Origin of the sequence: Rubidibacter lacunae KORDI 51-2 (assembly GCF_000473895.1) — a bacterium.
GTDB classification, from domain to species: Bacteria; Cyanobacteriota; Cyanobacteriia; order Cyanobacteriales; family Rubidibacteraceae; genus Rubidibacter; species Rubidibacter lacunae.
In genome coordinates this window covers 1-20688 of the sequence record NZ_ASSJ01000005.1, presented here as the reverse complement: position 1 = coordinate 20688, position 20688 = coordinate 1, and the positions used below count along the sequence as shown (strand labels likewise).

Here is a 20688-nt window from a genome sequence, read left to right as displayed (position 1 = left end):
CCGTTTATTGAAATCAGTTATGCAAGGACTTGTAGCTCGGGACATTCAACTCGGAAACGTCCCGGCTCTGCACGGTGGCTGCGCCAGCCGTTGCACTCGACCGAGTCTTAGCAGTCCCGACAGGCGCGATCGCCCACAACTGCTCGGTTGATGTTCCACGTCAACCCGGTTGCCGAAACGTCACACCAGCGCTTGTCCCACCTAGAGACTCGGGCGTGTAACATGCACCAGCAATCGGGAGCTGCAGAGCTTGCGGTGCCCGCTGCCAAGATTTTTTTTGCAGCAAATGTATCATTATGATCGAAGCTTGAAGTAGCAATCGACTGATTCGGCAACATCCTGACAGCAACTCAGTCGTATCAGCTGTCTCGAGTCTCCCCATTGCTCGACCTTTCTTGCTGCTGACCGCTTTGCCGACCGTAGCAACTGCCCTATGAACGTTACTCCCCATACCGCTCGCGAACGCAGCCTAGAAGACTTATTCCGCCAAATCGGTGGCGGCATGCTCGCACCGATGGTGGAAACCTACGAACGCGGCAAAACGATTTTTTTTCCAGGCGATCCAGCCGAGCGCGTTTACTTCCTCCTCAGCGGGGCGGTTAAGCTCTCGCGCGTTTACGAGTCTGGCGAGGAAATAACCGTTGCCTTGCTGCGAGAGAACAGTGTCTTCGGCGTCCTGTCGCTGGTCGCCGGGCAGCGTTCGGATCGCTTCTATCATTCTGTCGCGTTCACGCCCGTGGAATTGCTATCGGCACCCATCGAACAAGCCGACCAAGCATTCGTGGAGAATCCCGAACTCGCCCGCCTCATGCTGCAGGGATTGTCGTCGCGGATTTTGCAGACCGAGATGATGATCGAGACCCTCGCTCATCGCGATATGGGTTCGCGCTTGGTCAGCTTCTTACTGATTCTCTGCCGCGATTTCGGCGAACCGATTCCCGAGGGCATTCGCATCGACCTCAAGCTGTCCCACCAGGCGATCGCCGAGGCAATCGGCTCGACGCGGGTGACGGTAACGCGCCTGCTCGGCGAACTGCGCGAGAAAGAAATGATTTCGATCCATAAGAAAAAAATTACCGTACACAACCCCGTTGCTCTCAGCCAGCAGTTTTCCTAAGGACAAATCTAGTTTTTTTGCACAGTGCCGCTGCCGCGCGATCGCGAGAGTCTTGCCGTTAGCCAAGCCGCAGGGTTTCAATTACTCGGAAACCGATGGGTTTCATGGGCTAATCTGTAGGCGATGGGTCTCTTTCACGTGCCTGTCCTTGAGTAATTTCTGCCACGAGTAGTCTCTGCTAATGACCAGCGCCTACATTTTGATTGTTGCCATTCTGCTCTTGGGCGGGGTCCTGGCAGCACTAGGCGATCGCATCGGCTCGAAAGTGGGCAAGGCGCGCTTGCGGTTGTTTAAGTTGCGCCCGCGTCAGACTGCTGTGGTCGTAACGGTGATGACGGGAACGGCAATCGCAGCCTCAACCTTGGGCATTATGCTGGCCCTGAGCGAGTCGTTACGCGACGGACTGTTTCGTCTCGACGAAATTCAAACCAAACGCCGCGAGATCGAGAAGGAACTAGCAAGCGTCTCGGAGGAAAAGGAACGGGTTGACGAGGAGCTGGCAGCCGTCAGCTTTGCACAAGAGCGCGCCTTGGTTAATTTAGAGCGCACGAACGCCGACTTCACAGCCGCACAGTCGCAGCTTGCCACCGTGACCGAGGAAGTTGCCGGGTTGCGCGGCGAACGCGAGGAATTAGTTGCGGAGCGCGATCGCTTGCAGGAGCAAATTGCCGAACGCGATACCGAACTGACCCGCCAAGAGCAAGAAATCGCCGCCCAAGAAGAACGCCTCGATGCCAGTGCCGTGCGCTTGAAAGACCTCGAAGCTCAACGCAGCACGTTACAGTCGGAAATTCAGGCGCGCGATCGCCGCATTGCCAACCTCGATACTGCGATCGCGCAGCGAGATGAAGTGTTGAGCGACCTCACACAGAAAACGGCTGATTTGCGCGAGGAAGTTGCCAAGCTAGAACAGTACTTCCAGTATTACCAAGCACTGCGACAAGGAGACGTGGCACTTGTCCGCGGTCAAACCCTGGCGATCAACGTCGTCCGCCTTAACGATCCGGCCTTTGGCAAAACTGTAGTAGACGTGGTGTTGCGCGAAGCCAATCGCTTCGCGATCGCACAGACGCAGCCCGGCGTCTCGACAATCGAGCGGCAGATTATTGAGGTTTCGCGCGAGCAGGTAGAACAACTTGTTGAGGCGATCGGCGACGGCAATGAGTACGTCATACAGGTGCTCTCGGCTGGTAATTACCTGCTCGGCGAAGAGAACATCCGCGTGATTCTGAATGTAGCAACCAATCGCGAGGTGTTCGGGGCGGGAGATGTAATCGCGTCGGTGTCGGTTGAGTCGACAGACGATTTTACCGCTCGGTTGGAGCTGTTGTTGGTAGCAGCGCAGTTTCAGGCGCAGCGGGCCGGGCTCCTGGGGAAAATTCGCGTCGGTGCGGACGATCTCGGGACGGTGCGCTTCATCGAGCGCATTGTGGATACCGATGCCGCCGTCGAGCAGATTCGCGCGATCGCGTCGGATACCACCTACGCTGCAGGACCGCTGGAGTTGCAGCTCGTGGCTCTGTATAACGGAGAGACCGCGATCGACAGCGATCCCGAGAACGAGGACAGCTCCGATCGCAATGCTGATGGTATCGACGGGTCCAACCCGGAGCGGGACGAATGAGCCGTGAGCGCGACTGGCGAACGGCTGACGCAACGACGATTGCCTCGGCCGTGCGTGCGGGCACCGTGACGGCAGAAGTAGTGGTGCGGGCGACACTAGCGGCGATCGCGCGGGAGAATCCCCAGCGCAACTGTTTTACGACCGTCACTGACGCGGCGGCGATCGCGGCGGCCCGGCAGGTGGACGCGCGGCGATCGCGCGGGGAGGAACCCGGTCTGCTAGCCGGCGTGCCGTTTGCAGTCAAAAACCTGTTCGATATCGCGGGCGTGACGACACTGGCGGGAGCAAAAATCAACCGGGACGACCCGCCAGCTCGCCGCGATGCCACGGCGATCGCGCGCCTGCAGGCAGCTGGGGCGATCCTCGTTGGGGCAACCAATATGGATGAGTACGCTTACGGTTTCGTTACCGAAAATGCTCATTACGGCGCGACGCCCAACCCTCACGACCCCGCACGGATCGCGGGCGGATCGTCTGGCGGTTCGGCTGCTGCAGTGGCGGCCGGGCTCGTACCGCTGGCCCTGGGCTCGGATACGAACGGTTCGATCCGCGTTCCGGCAGCGCTGTGCGGCATTTTCGGACTGCGACCGACCTACGGACGCCTGTCGCGTGCGGGGACGGTGTTGTTCGCGCCGAGTTTGGACTGCATCGGCCCGTTTGCTCGCTCGCCGCGCGACCTGGCCTACACCTGCCGCGTGTTAGAAGGGGCAGACCCGCGCGATCCGGTTTGCACCCCGCCGCCGCCCGAGACGGGTCTGAATGCGGACCTAGACCCGGACACGCCCGGTCCGCTCGACCTCACTGGCGTGCGGGTCGCGATCGCTGACGATTACTTCGCGTCTGGAGCCGACCCCGAGGCGATCGCGGCGGTCGAGCAGGTGGCACGAGCGCTGAGCGCGACGCGGCGGGTGACCGTTCCGGATGCCGAGCGCGCGCGCGGTGCGGCGTACCTAATTACGGCTGCCGAAGGCGCGCAGCAACATCTGAGCAATCTCCGCGATCGCCCGCAGGATTTTGACCCGGCGACACGCGATCGTTTTTTGGCTGGAGCTTTGGTACCGAGTCAGTGGTATCTGCGCGCGCAGCGGTTCCGACGCATATTTGGAGAACGCGTTCGCGCGCTGTTCGACGAGGTAGACGTGTTACTAACGCCAACGACGCCGTGTAGAGCGCCGCCCCTCGGACAAGCGATCGTCGAGATTGCCGGTGAAGCCGTTGCGGTTCGACCGAATTTGGGGCGCTTTACGCAGCCGCTGTCGTTTATCGGGTTGCCCGCGCTGTCGGTGCCAGTTGCAGCTGAAGATGGGCGGTCGGGAGCGTTGCCGCTGGGCGTGCAGTTGGTGGCTGCACCGCACAACGACGGGCTGTTATTGCGAGTTGCCGCGTACCTGGAGCGTGCGGGAATAGTCCGAGCGGCGATCGCACCTCTGCTGACGGAATAGCATTTCCCGATCGCGCTGCGCGTAAGGCTCGAACAATCAAGGGAATTGGCCGAGGACGACCGTAAGGGTGGAGAACATCGAATCTATGCCGAGCTATAAAGTCAGCAGAATGATATAGATTCGAGCCCAGGCGATCGCCTCAGTTCCTGCTGCATGCAGGCAATCCACCAGAGATTGTAAGGTGAATCGTAAAGAGACGTAAGCGCAAAACCTCATGCCAACCCAAACGCAACCGCAGCTCCTGGTTCGCGGCACCAGCACCTCCCAACTCGACTGGTCTGGAGACGCGCTGGCGCTCGGGCTTTTCACCGACACCGAGTTGACCGGCGACCTCGCGGCACTGGACACCAAACTGTCCGGCACGATCGCGGAGCTGATCGAGGAAACCCAGTTTGAAGGCAAACCTGGAAAAAGTGCCTGCGCCCGCATTGGTGGGGGCAGTACCGTCCGCAAAATTATTTTGATCGGCTTGGGCGATCGCGATGCCCTGACCCTCGACACGCTCCGTCGCGCTGCCGCTGCCTGCGCCCGCATCGCTACTAACCAGCACTGCCAAACCCTCGGGCTGGCTTTGCCCATTGCGGACTACGACCCTGCAATCGTGGCGCAGATCGCGACCGAAGGTGCAATCCTCGGGCTGCACGAAGACAAACGTTTCAAATCCGATCCCGAGGAAAACGCCAGGGGACGCAAGCTAGAAACCATCGACTTGCTGGGAGTCGGCGATCGCGACAATGCAATTGCCAAAGGCGAAGCGATCGCTGCCGGGACAATTTTGGCTCGCGAGTTAGTTAACGGCCCGGCTAACACGGTGACGCCGCTGACGATGGCAGAAACTGCCGAACAACTCGCCGCCGAGTACGGCTTAACCCTCGAAATATTAGAAAAAGCAGACTGCGAGCGTCTGGGTATGGGGGCGTTTTTGGGCGTCGCGCAGGCATCGGACTTACCGCCGAAGTTAGTGCACATGACTTATAAACCCGCGGGCATGCCGCGCCGCAAAGTCGCGATTGTGGGGAAAGGGCTGACCTTCGACTCAGGCGGCCTCAACATCAAAAGTGCGAGCAGCGGCATCGAAACTATGAAAATGGACATGGGCGGTGCGGCTGCCACGTATGGGGCAGCGCAGGCGATCGCGCAACTGAAGCCGGACGTGGAAGTGCATTTCATCAGCGCGGTGACGGAGAACATGATCGGCGGCCGTGCAATGCACCCCGGCGACATTCTGACCGCATCCAATGGGAAAACCATTGAAGTCAACAACACCGATGCCGAAGGTCGCCTGACGCTGGCCGATGCGTTGGTGTTTGCTGAGAAGTTGGAGGTTGACGCGATCGTCGATTTGGCAACGCTCACGGGTGCCTGCATGGTGGCGCTCGGCAAAGAAATCGGCGGTCTGTGGAGTACGGATGAAACGATCGCGACCGAACTCAAAAATGCTGCCGAAGCTGCGGGCGAAAAGTTCTGGCAAATGCCTCTAGAAGATAAGTATTTCGATGGTATGAAGTCGGACATCGCGGACATGAAAAACACCGGGCCGCGTCCGGGTGGCGCGATCACAGCAGCGTTGTTCTTGAAGCAATACATCGAGAATACGCCCTGGGCACACCTCGACATTGCCGGCCCGGTTTGGGCAGATAAAGAAAGCGGCGTCAACAACTCCGGCGCGACAGGCTTCCCAGTCCGGACGCTGGTGAATTGGGTGCTCGCCTAAGTTGCATTGATGCACATTAGTTGCGCGCTAAAGGCAGGGTTCTATTCGGCGATTCGGCTCTGCCTTAGTGCGAGTTCTCCGTCTTGTTGAGGGTGCCATCCGAGCGCGATCGCGGCAACCGGTCTCGTTTTTAAGACGAAACTCGAACAGTGGCAAATAGATCCGCCCGGGTTAACGAAGCCACACAGTTGATTCCGCACCCCACCCCTTCGGATTGGGGTGCGGGTGCTGGCTATTCGCGGGGTACAAGAAAAGGGCACTGTCAATTTATCAGCGAGCTTCAGAAAATCCACCTTCCTTTTCGTGGGATGCCTCGAGCCGTTGGTTATGCAGCTGCGTAAATTGCCGCCTTAATTACTATCAAATCCCGCAAACATTCCCATTTTTGCTCGTGAACTCACGATATCTCTAGCGCTCAGTTTGCGCTGATGAGGGTAGAAATGTCCCTGAATCGGTGCGAAGGCTGACCGCAAGCCCAGGGCTTGACCCGGAGACTTGAACCCCCTGCTGCGAGCCAAGTATTCGGCAGCTCTCTGGCATAATCAGTTCAAGCACGGGGCGTATTGGAACGAGGAGAAAGGAACGACGGTGTCTTTGAGTGTTGCTTATCTATCCCAAGGCAAACTGTACTTCAAGCCAGACAACCAAGCCGTTCGCGAAATTGAAAGCGAGTTCGGGCGGTCGGTTCAGGAGCGGCGGCTTCAAAACGAGCGACGTCAGGCGTTGCGCGATCGCAGCATCCGGGCAATGCTGCAACCTCCGACCGGCGATCGACAAAACACCCACACCGAAGCGGCGGTCCCCGTGCACATCACCAGTATTTGTCGGATCGAGCAAGACCAGTTGCTCTACACGCTCGAATCCACAGAATTAGGGGGTCTGTTTCAATACAATCCGACGCAGCAAAGCGAACGGCGTTTGTTTCACAGCACGGAGTTTCAAATCGGCTTTCTGGACTTCAGTAAAAAGCACCAGCTCATGGCCTGCACGAAAAACTATCCCACGGGCATCAGCAACCTAGCAACATTAGAACTCAACGACCACCGTCCCCTCGACCTCACAGAAGGAGATTCAATTGACTGCGCCCCACACTGGAGCGATCGCGCGCGCAAGGCGATCGTGTATCAATCCGCCGGGGTCAGCCGCAACAGCCAAGGATACGTGGTCAACCGCGCGCCTTTTGCCATCATGGAGCTGGATTTCGAGCAGCAAGACGTCCGCACTCTTGCTGAAGACCCAAAATCCGACCTTTTAGGCCCGCAGTGTTCTGCTGATGGCTGGCTATATTACATTCGGCGTCCCTACAAACCCCTCGGCGGATTCAGCCTCACTCAGCTTCTCAAAGATTTGCTTTTGTTGCCCGTTCGATTGCTCTACGCAATTTTTCAGTTTTTCAATATCTTCAGTCAAATGACAACAGGACAGCCTCTAATAAATGCCACGACCCGTCAAGAAGTGGGGCGTCAGCCATTGCGGACGTTAGGTGGTACGTTTTTCCCAGAGAACCTCCCCAAAAAGCATCGAGGCGAAACCGATGCACCTGCTTTGGTACCGCCCAGTTGGCAATTGGTCCGTCAGGGCGTGGAAGGAGTTCCGGAAATTTTGGCGAAGAGTGTTTTGTCTTATGACTTAGCTGAAGACGGAACGATAGTTTACACCAACGGCAGCGGCGTGTTCGCGATTAGAGCAGATGGAAATGGCAGCTTGATGACGCAAAAAAACCACGAACGCATTCTCGTGGGTCGAGCGATCGAAGGCGTAACTGTGTTGACATCCAACACCGAGAACCGATCTTCATAATGACGGGATTAGCAATTTAACTGAGTCGGATGGTGTCTTGGTTTGCTGACCCTTGCCCGATGAGCAATATCTCCCAGCAGAGTCAACGCTTCCCGGCAGAAATCATCTCCTACAACGATTCCGGCTGCGTAGCCAACCATCTGAGGCATCCATCCAATGATAGTGTCGACTTTCTGAGCAGCCTTTAGTTGACAAAGACCTCCCGGCAGCGCCTGCTCCCGACGCGATCGCGATCCTATTAGTTTGGACCAACTGCTTCATCTTACGAGCTGTCTCGATTTCTCCTGGAGCGAGGCTTCACCGTAGCCTCCCAAGTCCGAACCCACATTCTTGTGTGCTGATGGGTCGTTGAAGTGCGAAGTTTTTTGTGTTGAGAATAGTTTTTCAAGTACCTGAAAGTACAGCGAGCTAGGGGGACATTTTGCTGCTCGTGAAAACCGAATAATCTCAATAAATATAACCGACTTGTGGTTTGCGGATCTGTCCTTGATTGAAAGAATTAAAGCGATGCCTTAAAAACTCATACACAAGCTTTAAAGGAACTTTTAACATTCTTTTATCCGCCCAACTCTTTAACTATAGATCCAGAATGTAAAGCTTTTTTGCGCAGCGCGAATTTGTATGACGCCGTGTCGAATTTAAAAAAAATCTTGCCTGTCTCTTAACTTGCCGTTAACTTGAGCGCGCAACCCTATGAAGAGCTGCGATTTAAGCGAATTCTCAGCTTCGCGATCGCTGTCAAATGCTGGGTGTCGAGTATGACATTCGCTCTTTTGGCATGCGCGATTTCAGCGAAGCGTAGGGTTCCTAAATGTGCACGGTTGTTAAGCAGGTTTGAACGATGCCGAACATTGGAGAAACGACTGCACTGATTCCGCAGGCAGGCAGTTCCTACAATCCCGAGGATTTGCAGGATGGGGGAAGCGGCGATACCGATTTCCCGTATGGCAACTTTAGAGGCCATTTGAAAAGTCGGGTTGCGCGAAATCGGGCACATGACTCGCGACGAGGGAATAGGACTTTTGGGGCTTTTCTACGGATCGCTCAGGGTACTTTGATACCTGACTAGACCCTTTTCAAATGGCCTCTTAAGGCGTTAGGAACTGTTGGTGAGATCGATCCGAACACGGGTGAAGCCCTAACGGGCTACCCGGACGGTCAAGTGGCATATCTGCTGGACGAGGACACCGTTCGCGTCGTGTATCAGTCCGAGTCCTACGCAACCTTAAGCTCTTCTGAATCCGAGACCTATGGCTGGGTGATGGACAGTGGAGCGACCTTCACCGGCTCACACGTCCACACGATCGACTATAACCGTGAAGGGTTTGCAGATTTCCTAAACAACGACAGCCCTGCTAGCGAGATTTTCGAGGGCTCGGGCAAGTTGTTTTCTACTGTCTACAACGTTTTCGGCGAGATCGTCGATGGCAAAAACTTCGATCCGACCGATTTGAGCGCTAAGTGGGGCAACCAAACCCTGGCGGATGGCACGGTCATTGAGTTTGACTCGGGCGAGCCATCGGACATCAACCCGCAGGGCGATCAGCGGCTCACCCAGGGCGACTGGTTTTTCCACTCCTTCTGCGGAGCTTATTACGAGCAAGCTAACAAGTACGGTGACGGCATCGGTCTTGAAGATGACGTGTACTTGATGGGTGAAGAGTGGAACATCGGGCAGTTGTTTGAAGAGGCCGCCGCTGCTGCGGGTATCACTGAAGAGAACGCGCGTCTCGGGTCCGGGCAGGATTTCTTCACCACCACCATGGGCTTGGCTTCGATGGTGGTCGACGTCGCCAACGAGACCGCTTACACTGTACCCGCATTAGGTCAGGGGGGCTTCGAAAAAATCCTGCCGATGAACCCAGGCAGCGAAGACTATGTGGTTTTCGTCCTAGCTGGGTACAACCTCGAAATCGAGCCTCAACCGATGACGATTTACATCGGTAAGAAGGGGGTAGACGCGCAAGGCAATCCTCTCGCCGAGGACGCCAACGAACGGGATTCGTTCTTGGGTCGCAACGGCTTGCTGTACGGTCAAGTCTACGGCATGGCTCTCGATGGAGCGACCTATGAGTCTCTGGGCATTGAGGATGTCGATGTTGACACCAAGATGCTGGACGACTACGTCAAGGATGCCGACGCTCCCAACAGTTTTGGTGCGCGCTACTATCCAACGAGCTATCGGTGGGACGGCTTCGACACCCCCGAGAATGCCAACGAAACGGAAATATTCCTGTGGGAGCAGGATGGCGACGTGCTGGAAGATGGCAGCACCGAGTCGAACCAGCAACCCGGTGGAGGTGTGGAAGCTGGCGGTTTCACCTACTTCAACGGCGACAGCAAGACCGAGCACCCCGCTGTCGATCCGGACCCCACCAAGCACCGCTTCGTCCAAAACCTGACCGTACCCAGCGCTCAGTTGGGTGTTGAGTTAACCGATCTCGTTAACGAACTGGCGAACAACGACGCCGATGGCAATGGCTTGCCGGACTTCATATCGGCAGACGTTACGCGGATCCTTGCTGGTGTAGACGGCGCGCTGACGCTGGAGACGGGTGGCAAAGGGGCCGGACACATTGGTAAGGAGAATCCGGATGGCTCGTTGACCCACGCGATTCATATCGAAGACGGCGAAGCTCGGATGGACCAACCCGATGGTCTGCAGTGGGTCAAGGCAGCTGACGGCGACTACCTGATTGTGGACGAGGACTCTGGTAACGATGCCGGCGAGCGGAAGTACGTTCTCCCCATCAATGGCGACTCGCTGGAACTGGTAGAGCCGAACACGGGTTATTTCTTGGCATCGGCGGGCGGCAGCGACAATCCCCGGGGACTTGCCGGAGTCGCCGCCATTCCAGAAACGTTCACGCGAGCGACGAGCTCGGAGTTCTCGGGCAGCTGGGCGGTGACGCACCTCGTGGAGAAGAACCCCGAAACCGGCGAGTTCTATACTCAGGAGGACATTGCAGGCACCGGCGCACAAGAAATCATCAGCAGCGTGCCTTTGAGCGAGCAAACGTTCATCGGCGTGGTGCAGCACCGCGGAGAATCTAGCGGCATCATCGCAGAGCGACAGGCCGACCAAGGCGGTCAGATCTTCCAGTTCAACATCTCCGAGCCGTTGAAAGCCGCAGTAGTGGGACCGATTCCAGCCTTTGGCACGATGGGTCCGGACCCGCTTGACTCGGCGATTACCGATTTCGACGGTGAAAAAGCGGCTGTCTTCGGCGGTGCGGGCGACGACTTAATCGACAATTCCACCAGCGGTGGCAGCCGTCTGTACGGTGGTTCCGGTGCTAACGAAATCCTTGTCGGCACGGGCGATCGCGCGATCGGCGGTAACGGCCCCGACATCCTCGACAGCGTCGCCGGCGGCGGTGACAACCGTCTGTACGGTCTGAGCGGTAACGATGACTTCTTCCTGGGCGCGAACAACCGTGCATCAGGCGGTGAAGGCGAAGACCGTTTCTTCTTCCCGAATGGCGGTGGCAACAACGTAATTACCGGTGGCGGCGACGCCGACCAGTTCTGGGTCGCAAGTGCCATCCTGCCCAAGGCATCAAACATCTTCACCGACTTCACTATGGGCCAAGACGTCATCGGCATTGCCGGCATCGATGGCATCACCGAGTTTTCCGACCTGAGCATCGGCGGCGAGACCGACGCGACGATCTCTGCTCTCGGCGTGCAACTGGCAACGCTCTTGGGCGTGCCGGGAGCCGACCTGACGGCAACGGACTTCGTTATTGCCTAAGGCCCCTTTGCGCTCTAAAGCCACAACCGTTAGCTGGAACAACTGACTTCAAATACATACGGCCGAGGGACTTGCTTCCCTCGGCTTTTTTGTTGTCATGCACTGCGAAAATGGGGGGGGGCACAGTAACAACTGATGTAGTGGTGGAAGAAATACTAGATTGCTCCGAGGTAGTACCTTTGCTACCTCGTATACTCCCAAGTCTTACGATCTAGACACGGAATTCGCTAGCAAAGAAATTTGTTAAATCCTTGCAAGTAATGGGTTTTTCCAGATTTCTTACCAACCGACTTATGCCGCTTCTTCGGAACCACAGCGTTATTGGCTGCCCATTAGTCCGTGTAACAGACCGCAGACTGTCTGTACTCTCCGAGCCGAGACTCTCACAACTGGCACGTGACTCTGGCTTTGAAGTCTTCTATGAATAGAACAACCATCATCCAAGTATCCGCGTCAAAAGCAATCCAAACTCAATGCTTTCCACACTATCAACATACGAAAGACCGCAGCCCATCCATTCCTAGAGTCAATTTCTACCGTTTTTTGCATCAACTTTACCTACCGGGTGAGGGACTCCTGCTTGCGATTCACATAGCTCTGTAGATGGCGCTCGGAGATGCCCATGACCCGAGCGATACCTGCTAGTGGAAGCTTCTCAAGGATCAGTTTGTCGACCAACTCCCAGTCCTCTGGTGAAATGTGGCGGTATTCCGAGCCTTCGACGTACTGACGGCCGCAAGCTTTGCATTTATAACGTTGCTTGCCATAGTGAGTGCGTCCATGTTTGATGTATTCGCTGCTTTCGCACTCAGGGCACTGCATGTTCCAACTCGTTAAGATCTACCTCCATCACTGTACAGGAATGCCAGCCATTTTGTCGTGCCAGGTGTCGCGATCGCCCGGACACAGCTGCAGCTTCGATACCGACCCAACCGAATAGCTGCCTTGCATATAAGGTCTGCCAGAATACCAACCCCTACCTAGTAGGGACGTAAGTTCACAGTATGTGGGATAGCTAGATTCTGATTGGAAAAGCGCTTACGGGATGGCAATTTAATGGATCGTTCTCAAGGGTTTCTAAGGCTTTCGCAATGAGGCCTCTGTTCTCAATTAAGGGGTTTGTTGCGAATAATCTGCAGGCAACTGGATATTCCAACCCAGTAGTAAGGGTTGCAGCAGTCGGGTCCATCGAACTCATGTCGTAGGTAGTTCCGGGACGGAAGACTTTAGCCGTTGACCCGGAGCAAGAGATTCCTAAAGCTCGATATAAAAGCCATCTTCAATCTCCGACTTGGAAATAGGTCACCGATATGAGGTGGGAAGAAATTAATATTTTTTAGCTTGTTTAATAGGGTGTATTGCCGTTGAGCCCAAAAACTCTTTGGAGGCGTTCTTTTTCTCCAACTAGGCAACACGAACTATTCGATCGAGACGCAAAGTCTTAACCTTTTCTTATCGATCAATAAATTCTCCTTATCCTCCAATTAATCTCACACTTGTACTCTGTTGATAGACCAATTTCCCTGCGCCATTCCTACGGAGGCATATCATAATGTTTCGCATCAATCCCTATCTTCAACAGCCATCTAGTGATGGAATGAACATAACTTGGTTCACGGAAGATGGCGCTTCCGGAGAGATAACCATCAACGGACCGGGATTGGATGCTCCGGTTAGCTTTGCAAGCGACCCAACTCTCGAGTCATTACTCGACTATACTGCAGCCGAACTCGCACAGGAGGTCGAAGGATTAGAACAAGGATCGTGGTTACTGGGCGAAGAGAATTACAAACATACTGTCGATATAGATGGGCTTTTACCCAACAGTACATATAGTTATTCTGTGACAGCTGGGGACAGCGTATATGAGGCTAGCTTCTCAACTGCACCCACAGCTGAAGATTGGGATCGGGTTCGCTTTGTAGCTCTTGCAGACAGCGAGACCGAACCGCGCGGTCGCGTCCAAAATCGCGATTGGCAGCAGGGTGCTCTTGCACCAGAATCTCTACCTCGTCCCTCAGTAGAAGGTAGCCTTTGGGCAGAAAATATCGGTGTTTCTGGCTCCCGCCTCAACTATCCATTGACTCAAACTGTCGGGTATCGCGAAAACCTCGAGATTATTAACAATCGCGAACCCGACTTCATGATGATGCCTGGCGATCTCGTCCAAGGGGGAGGATTCCAACCTGGATGGGACGAATTTTTCCGCCACAATGCTGGCGAGTTTGGTAGTGGTTTGTCGGAGTATCCCATTTTGCCGGCTCTGGGGAACTGGGAAAACTTCGGCGCGCTCAATGGTGGGTATGGCTTTGACGAAGACGAACGGTTCGGTCCTCTATTCGGTCGTAGCAAATACCGCGTGTATTTTGACACTCCAGAAAACGGCACGCCCGAGCACCAAGACACCTACTATCGTGTCGATTACGGTCCGGTCACGGTCCTGACTCTCGACAGCTCCAATGGCGAACCGGAGGACAGTCGCGACAATTATGGGGGGGAAGGACAGCCTCCTCAAGTCGGCGGTCGGGACTTTACCGAGCCGGGAACGGATACGCAAGCAAACTACACTCGCGAACAGTACGAAGCAGAAGGGGGAACCGATCTAGCCGACTTCAATCCTGGGAGCGCTCAGTGGAACTGGGCGATCGCTCAACTCGAAGATGCTCGGGAACAGGGTCGGATTATCTTCGTTCAGTTCCATCACGTTCCCTATTCCAGCGGTACCCACGGCTTGCCGATGAATCACGAAAATTCTTCGGGTCAAGGGGGAACGCCGCTACGCCAATATCACCCGTTGTTTGAGGAGTATAGCGTTGCCGCCGTGTTCTCCGGACACAGCGAAATGTTCGAGCGTAGTTTTGTAGACGAAGACAACGACGGTGTTGGCGTTCATTACTACGATGTCGGCGTTGCTGGCGATGGGATGCGCGGAGAACGTACAGATGCCGACGGCAATCTGCTCAAATACAACCCCTTCAGCCAGTGGACCGCCGACCAGGGCGAGCTTGAGTTGTGGCAAGAAGTCGATGGAGTTCCTCAACTTGTGTCGGGCGGCAAGCACTACGGTCACCTGGAAGTTAACGTCGAACGCCTGAATGGCGAGGCTGGCGGCGCGCAAGTCACGTTGACTCCGGTCTACAGTTTCCCGATTCTCGATTCCAACTACGAACTCGTCGATACCGAACGCCGGGTTTATGGAGATGAGATTTCTTTAAAAGTTGACGATCGAGGCATTGTTTTAGCAGAAGTTGTCATGGGACCGCTGCCGGCATTTGGCACCATCGGTCTGGACCAACTTGATTCTGCACTCGGCGACTTCGCCGGTGAGAACGCAGTTGTCTTTGGCGGTGCGGGCGGTGACCTCATCGACAACTCCACCCGTGGCGGTAGCCGTCTGTACGCTGGTGCCGGTGTCAACGAAATCTTGGTGGGTACGGGCGATCGCGCGATCGGCGGCAACGGCCCCGACATCTTCGACAGCGTCGTCGGTGGTGGTGACAACCGTCTCTATGGTTTGGGCGATAATGACGACTTCAACCTCGGCAGCAACGATCGCGCATCCGGCGGTGAAGGCGAAGACCGCTTCTTTTTCCCGAACGGCGGTGGCAACAACATCATTACTGGTGGTGGCGATGCCGACCAGTTCTGGGTCGCGAGTGCCATCCTCCCCGAGACAACGAACCTCTTCACAGACTTCACTATTGGCGAAGACGTTATCGGTATTGCAGGCATCGATGGCATCACCGAATTCTCCGACCTAAGCATCGGCGGTGAGACCGACGCGACGATCTCTGCTCTCGGAGTGCAACTGGCAACGCTATTGGGCGTGCCGGGAGCCGACCTAAAAGCAGGAAACTTCCTAATCCTCGAAGGTCCGGTCGCGCTATAAACCGCAACCGTTCGCTGGAACAACTCACTTTAAGCCAATAGGGCCGAGGGACTGGGGTTTCCCTCGGCTTATGGGGAAGAAGAATATCCTCAAAGTAAGGGAATACATATAGCAAGAGGGCTTGAACAACCGAACTTAGAACTCGTACAGAGGGATTTAACAGGAATGAACGCGGCTGGGTAGTCAACGTCCCGAGACATCCCTCCGAAAAACAGTCCTCCGAAAAACAGTGCCAATTTTCTAAAGCACGCCGTTAAGTGGACTATGCCTCGCAGCGTTACCATGGAAGTGATCTCCGCAATCCCGACCGGGTTACCGGAGATCCACTTTTTCGAAGTGTGACGATACCGCGCCTCTGCAACTGCCGATGGTTACCCCGCCTGCTAAATCCCGCAACGCTTCCCGACTCGAAGGTATCAAGGAGCGCAGCAACTTCTTGCGCGAGCCGCTGGCCAGCGAGTTGCTTGAAGATACTACGCACTTTAGCCAAGAGGGCGTGCAGATCCTCAAGTTCCACGGCTCCTACCAGCAGGACAACCGGGACAATCGCCGCAAAGGGCAGGAGAAGGACTATCAGTTCATGCTTCGGACCCGCAACCCCGGCGGCTTTATCCCACCGCAACTGTATCGCACCCTCGATCGCCTGGCGGACGAGTACGGCAACGGCACGATGCGCGTCACCACCCGCCAAGGATTCCAGCTCCACGGCATTCTCAAGCGCAATCTCAAACAGACAATCGCGACAATCGTCCAGAGCATGGGCTCGACCCTCGGGGCGTGCGGCGACCTCAACCGTAACGTGATGGCTCCGCCCGCCCCCTATAAAAATCGACCCGAATATCGCTACGCCTGGGAATATGCCGATAATCTTGCCGACTTGCTGACCCCGCAAACCGGCTCATATTACGAAATTTGGCTTGACGGCGAGAAATCTATCAGCGCTGAAGAAGATCCAGCTGTCAAAGCCGCTCGTCAGCGCAATGGCAACGGAACGCTCGTCCATAGCGGTGAAGAACCACTCTATGGCACTCATTACATGCCGCGTAAGTTCAAGTGCTGCGTTACGGTACCCGGCGACAACTCCGTCGATGTCTACACCCACGATGTCACCCTCGTCGTGATGACCGACGCTGCTGGCGAGCTCGAGGGCTTTAACGTCTTTGTCGGTGGCGGGATGGGACGCACCCACAACAAAGAAGAAACGTTCGCACGCCTGTCCGACTCCCTCGGGTATGTCGATAAAAGCGACATTTACGATCTCATCAAGGCAATCGTTGCAACCCAGCGCGACTACGGCGATCGCGTCGAACGCCGCCACGCCCGCATGAAGTACCTCTTGGCTGACTGGGGTATAGAGACGTTCCGCCGCCACGTGGAGCAATTTTTCGGTAAGGCGATCGCGCCGGCCCGGCCGCTGCCGCCTTTCCAGTACGAAGACTACCTCGGCTGGCACGAGCAAGGAGACGGCAAGTGGTTCTTCGGACTATCTGTAGAAAACGGTCGCGTCAAAGATGAGGGTGACTTCCGCCTTAAAAGTGCGCTACAGGCGATCGTCGAGCGTTACGAGTTGCCGATGCGCCTGACGCCCAACCACAACATTATCCTTTACGAGGTCGAGCCGGCATGGAAAGCCGACATCGAGCAAATCCTGCGCGATCGCGGCGTTGTCACCGACCCCGAGGCAATCGACCCACTGGTACGCTACGCCATGGCCTGTCCGGCACTGCCGACGTGTGGTTTGGCGATAGTCGAATCCGAGCGCGCGATTCCGGGTATCCTGCAGCGCATCCGCGCAATGCTCGATAAGCTTGGCTTGGAGCAGGAGCATCCGGTCGTCCGCATGACCGGCTGCCCGAACGGCTGCGCGCGTCCGTACATGGCCGAGTTAGGTTTTGTCGGCAGCGCGCCGGGAGCTTATCAGCTCTGGCTCGGCGGCACGCCCAATCAAACGCACTTGGCACGTCCTTATATGGAGCGCCTGCCCGCCGATTGCTTAGAGGAACATCTGGAGCCGATCCTGGGGTTCTTTGCACGCGATCGCCGTGCGAGTGAGAGCTTTGGCGAATTCTGCAATCGCGTTGGCTTCGACGCTATCCGTGCATTTGTGAATAGCTATGAACCCCTGACGGCCGCGGGCTCCGCTATCGCTACCCCTGCTGATGCTCGTGAATCGACGCAGATATCGCGACGCGGTAAAGGTCGTCGCTACCGCATTAGCATCTACAACGACCTGCACGATCGCCTGAAGGCAGCTGCAGAGGGACACAATATCAGCATGACGCAGTTGGCAGCCGACGCCATTGAGGCATATTTGGCAAAGGACGAGTAGATGCAACTAGTTTGCCTAACCGGACCAATTTCCCGCAGCTAGCCCTGCATTAACGCCTCACGAACGCGATCGCGCAGCTCGACAAGTTGGTAACGGACCGACTCGTGGGTATGTTCGTCCTCCGGGTGCGGTTTCTGTCCGGGACGTTGGAAAAAAGGGCGCTCGGCATTAACTTTTCCCCACTGCACGTCAACCTGCCACACGAACTCGTGCAGAATGGGCGGATTCTCGACGATCGATTCCAGGAGTTCCAGAAGCGCTTGCAGTGGCACGTCAAGATGCCGACTAACGCGTGCCGTATTTTCGTCAACCCAACGACACAGAACGACTTGCACGACTCCAGACGTATCTGCAAGATTGCGACCGATAAAAGTATCGATCGCGATTGTTGCTTGCACGAGCCTTGGAATTGGAGATTCACCTTTCAGGAAAGACCCGGCCTCGCGGCCGATCGCATCGGCAAGGGTAAATTTTCGCCCCCTGAGACTATCGCGCTGCAGTTCCATCTCGTCCAAATCGTCTTGGGACTGCTGTTGGGGGCCTTCTGGCGTATTGGAGCGCTCTGCGTCAGCAGGATTGGATGTCATCTGACATGTCCTTTGCGGACAGTAGTTGCACGCTTGGTGCATCAATTCAGGATAGCGAGACTGACGCGAGTGCCTCTCGGGGTTTCTCCAAAACTTAACCTTCCCCAGGCGAGGTAGCAGGGCAAACACATACTCAATTGGCTGTGACTTGTGCTCTGTCAAGTCCAAGATTTAGGGTTGGCGATCTCTAGGGACTCCTTTTGACAATGGTTCGAAAGGATGAGAACACTAAAAATTATTCTTGACGCAGCACGACAGCGTTTCTTGGTCTCGTGAGGTACGCCATCATTTCTCAAACCTCTACTATTTAGTCAATCTAAAAAACATGTTTACCTCACTGGCTTAGCAAAGGCTGTAGGGTGTCAAGTTTTTTGTGAACTCACTGGGAAGCGGCTACCTAAACACGGGAAAACGATGGCGATCGCGCCCTTGGGAGATGCGATCGCCTTCGAAACCGCGAGACCCAATCACCCTACTGGAGCTTTCGGGCAGGGCGATTGCCTTTGCGATCGCCTCCCCAAACAGCAGCAACGATGGCGAGGTCGAGCACGCGCGCTTGTCGCGCATTTCGCAACAGCATGCGGAAATTGACTGGGAGATCGCCCCACTGTCTGCACCCGATCCCCCACACTCGAATCCGAAGCAACTTCTCCAGTGTCGTTCGGCATCGCAAAAGTGCTATCCTCTGCGGAAGCGATCGGCTTTTCCGTCGCGCTGGATCTTACTATCCAATGCTCGATCGCGACCCACTGCAAGATGGATTGCCTTAGCTTTCCTGCATGTAGCTCGTGCTCCGACCCAACGTAGTCACCACAACTCAACACAGACTGTTCTCGGCATGGACTTCCTCGACCGCAGCTTTACACAACTGAAAACCAGAAAATGGCTATTCCAGGTCTTGGAGTTCTTCTTTTTAGCCGTTGTTTTTGGACTGAGTTATACACAAGATCCCATTTACAGCTCGGCCGGCAACCAACACACGAAATTCCTGCACGGACTCGCCAACGCAGGTCGCGGCTTTCTCTCGCAAGATTGGTTCGCAAGTACGACCGACCCGCTACCTGTATTCAGCTTCCTGGTACAAATCACCTATTCAATTCATGTAGAATACCTATTTTACTTTTACTATTTCCTGCTTTTTGGAGCATATGCTTGGTCGATCGTAGGTATCGTCTCATCTTTCTACGACGTTAGAAAGAATCTACTGCGCTACCTATTATTTCTGATCCTCTTGATTGCTATCCATACCGTCCACATCAAGTTCTTCGATGTGGATACGGGCAAGTTCCTGCATCAAGGAGTGGCAAAGCAGTCCATCTTGATGGACGTTTTTCAGCCAGCTTGCTTCGGTGCGTTCATTCTGATGTCTGTTTACCTTTTCCTGATAGAAAGGCGCTTCTTAGCTATATTAGCCTTGGGGCTTGCAAGCAACCTCCACCCAGCCTACATTCCCAGCATGGGGGCTTTAGTTTCCATATACATATTTTTAGACCTCAGGGACGGCCGGTCGGCAAAGAAGCTCTTGAGTATGGGAGTTTTTGCCTTAATACTGGTCATGCCCGTCGTTATTCACATGGGACTGTCCTTGATACAGCCTAGCATTGCTGTTTTACAAGACTCTGCCTTAGATATTATTGTCAATGAAAGAATTCCCCATCATGCTGATGCGAGCATCTGGGCAACAAAACCCGATTTTCCTTTACAGCTGGCTCTGGTTATTGGCGCTGCGATCGCGCTCAAGCGCAGCAAATTGCGTGCGATTGTAGCAGGCTCACTTGCCTTCGCAGTCTGTCTTACGCTGCTACAGATCGTATCAAACAGTAGTTTTCTAGCCTTAGTTGCACCTTGGCGAATATCTGTCTTCTTGGTTCCACTCTCCAGCTGCGTCTTGCTTGTCAAGCTTGAATCTGCCTTGTTTGAGATTGTGGATGTCTCGTCTGCCACTAAATACCGTTTCTTTCTGAGAAGTTGTGTTGCCATTCTAACCCTCTTAGTTATTTATAACTCAGTTGCACAGGTTCTAGTTTTCCTCGAACGCGACAACGCGATCCCGCTCTTGAACTACATCAATCAAACAAAAGAGAGCGGGTCGATCTACTTGGTGCCCCCGGATACAAAAAAACTCCAGAAATTCCGTTTGTACACCGGGGCACCCATCTTTGTAAATCGCAAGACTCACCCTTACAGAGATGCAGAAGTGATTGAATGGGATAAGAGACTCGGCCTCGCAGAAGCGTTCTACAATGTCAATCGCACTGGCGATCGCGATCGGTGCGATGTACTCAACCGTATCGTCGAGGAATACGGCGTTTCTCACGTCGTTGTTCAGAAAGATCGACAAGCTCCCTGCGCCGAACTTAAGTCGATCTATTCCGATCGGAAATACCTCCTATACGAAGTCGTTCAGTGACTCCGGATGCTGGCAAAACTCA

11 protein-coding genes are annotated in these 20688 nt (G+C 55.1%); 9 read left to right on the top strand and 2 right to left on the bottom strand.

Features of this window, described 5'->3' with window-relative positions:
* Window positions 1-433: 433 nt before the first annotated feature.
* The 6 genes from ntcA (at window position 434) to KR51_RS01695 (ending at window position 11451) form a co-directional block, all read left to right on the top strand.
* Window positions 434-1117 (top strand): global nitrogen regulator NtcA, encoded by a 684-nt coding sequence (gene ntcA, locus KR51_RS01720; RefSeq protein ID WP_022604196.1) that lies wholly within the window; start codon window positions 434-436, stop codon window positions 1115-1117.
* A gap of 181 nt (window positions 1118-1298) precedes the next feature.
* Window positions 1299-2741: a DUF3084 domain-containing protein gene (locus KR51_RS01715; RefSeq protein ID WP_022604194.1), complete on the top strand. Its 1443-nt coding sequence runs from the start codon at window positions 1299-1301 to the stop codon at window positions 2739-2741.
* The gene (locus tag KR51_RS01710) at window positions 2738-4183 is read left to right on the top strand and encodes an AtzE family amidohydrolase (RefSeq protein ID WP_022604192.1); all 1446 of its coding nucleotides are present in this window, start codon (window positions 2738-2740) and stop codon (window positions 4181-4183) included. The genes KR51_RS01715 and KR51_RS01710 overlap by 4 nt, the downstream gene beginning before the upstream one ends.
* Before the next feature lie 214 nt (window positions 4184-4397).
* A complete protein-coding gene (locus KR51_RS01705) occupies window positions 4398-5897 on the top strand; it encodes a leucyl aminopeptidase (RefSeq protein WP_022604190.1) in 1500 nt (499 codons plus the stop codon).
* A gap of 588 nt (window positions 5898-6485) precedes the next feature.
* Window positions 6486-7697 carry a hypothetical protein gene (locus KR51_RS01700; protein WP_022604188.1) on the top strand — a complete coding sequence of 404 codons (1212 nt, stop codon included), beginning with the start codon at window positions 6486-6488 and terminating at the stop codon, window positions 7695-7697.
* A 1162-nt stretch (window positions 7698-8859) separates the two neighbouring features.
* The gene (locus KR51_RS01695; protein ID WP_022604185.1) at window positions 8860-11451 is read left to right on the top strand and encodes a calcium-binding protein; all 2592 of its coding nucleotides are present in this window, start codon (window positions 8860-8862) and stop codon (window positions 11449-11451) included.
* A 558-nt stretch (window positions 11452-12009) separates the two neighbouring features.
* Here the strand turns inward: KR51_RS01695 and KR51_RS21145 are convergent.
* Window positions 12010-12273, bottom strand: a complete 264-nt coding sequence (locus KR51_RS21145; protein ID WP_040654767.1) for an IS1/IS1595 family N-terminal zinc-binding domain-containing protein — start codon at window positions 12271-12273, stop codon at window positions 12010-12012.
* A gap of 730 nt (window positions 12274-13003) precedes the next feature.
* On the opposite strand from KR51_RS21145, the gene KR51_RS01685 reads away from it, so the two are divergent.
* Both KR51_RS01685 and sir read left to right on the top strand, forming a co-directional pair.
* Complete coding sequence (locus KR51_RS01685) at window positions 13004-15340, top strand: purple acid phosphatase family protein (RefSeq protein WP_022604183.1); 2337 nt, start codon at window positions 13004-13006, stop codon at window positions 15338-15340.
* A gap of 367 nt (window positions 15341-15707) precedes the next feature.
* Window positions 15708-17669, top strand: a complete 1962-nt coding sequence (sir, locus tag KR51_RS01680; RefSeq protein WP_022604179.1) for a sulfite reductase, ferredoxin dependent — start codon at window positions 15708-15710, stop codon at window positions 17667-17669.
* 38 nt (window positions 17670-17707) lie between these two features.
* Here the strand turns inward: sir and KR51_RS01675 are convergent, their stop codons facing one another.
* Entirely contained in the window at window positions 17708-18256 is a 549-nt protein-coding gene (locus KR51_RS01675; RefSeq protein ID WP_022604177.1) for a hypothetical protein, read from the bottom strand.
* Between the two features lie 838 nt (window positions 18257-19094).
* Here KR51_RS01675 and KR51_RS01670 point away from each other — a divergent pair.
* Window positions 19095-20666 (top strand): DUF6798 domain-containing protein, encoded by a 1572-nt coding sequence (locus tag KR51_RS01670; protein WP_022604176.1) that lies wholly within the window; start codon window positions 19095-19097, stop codon window positions 20664-20666.
* The last annotated feature ends 22 nt before the right edge of the window (window positions 20667-20688 follow it).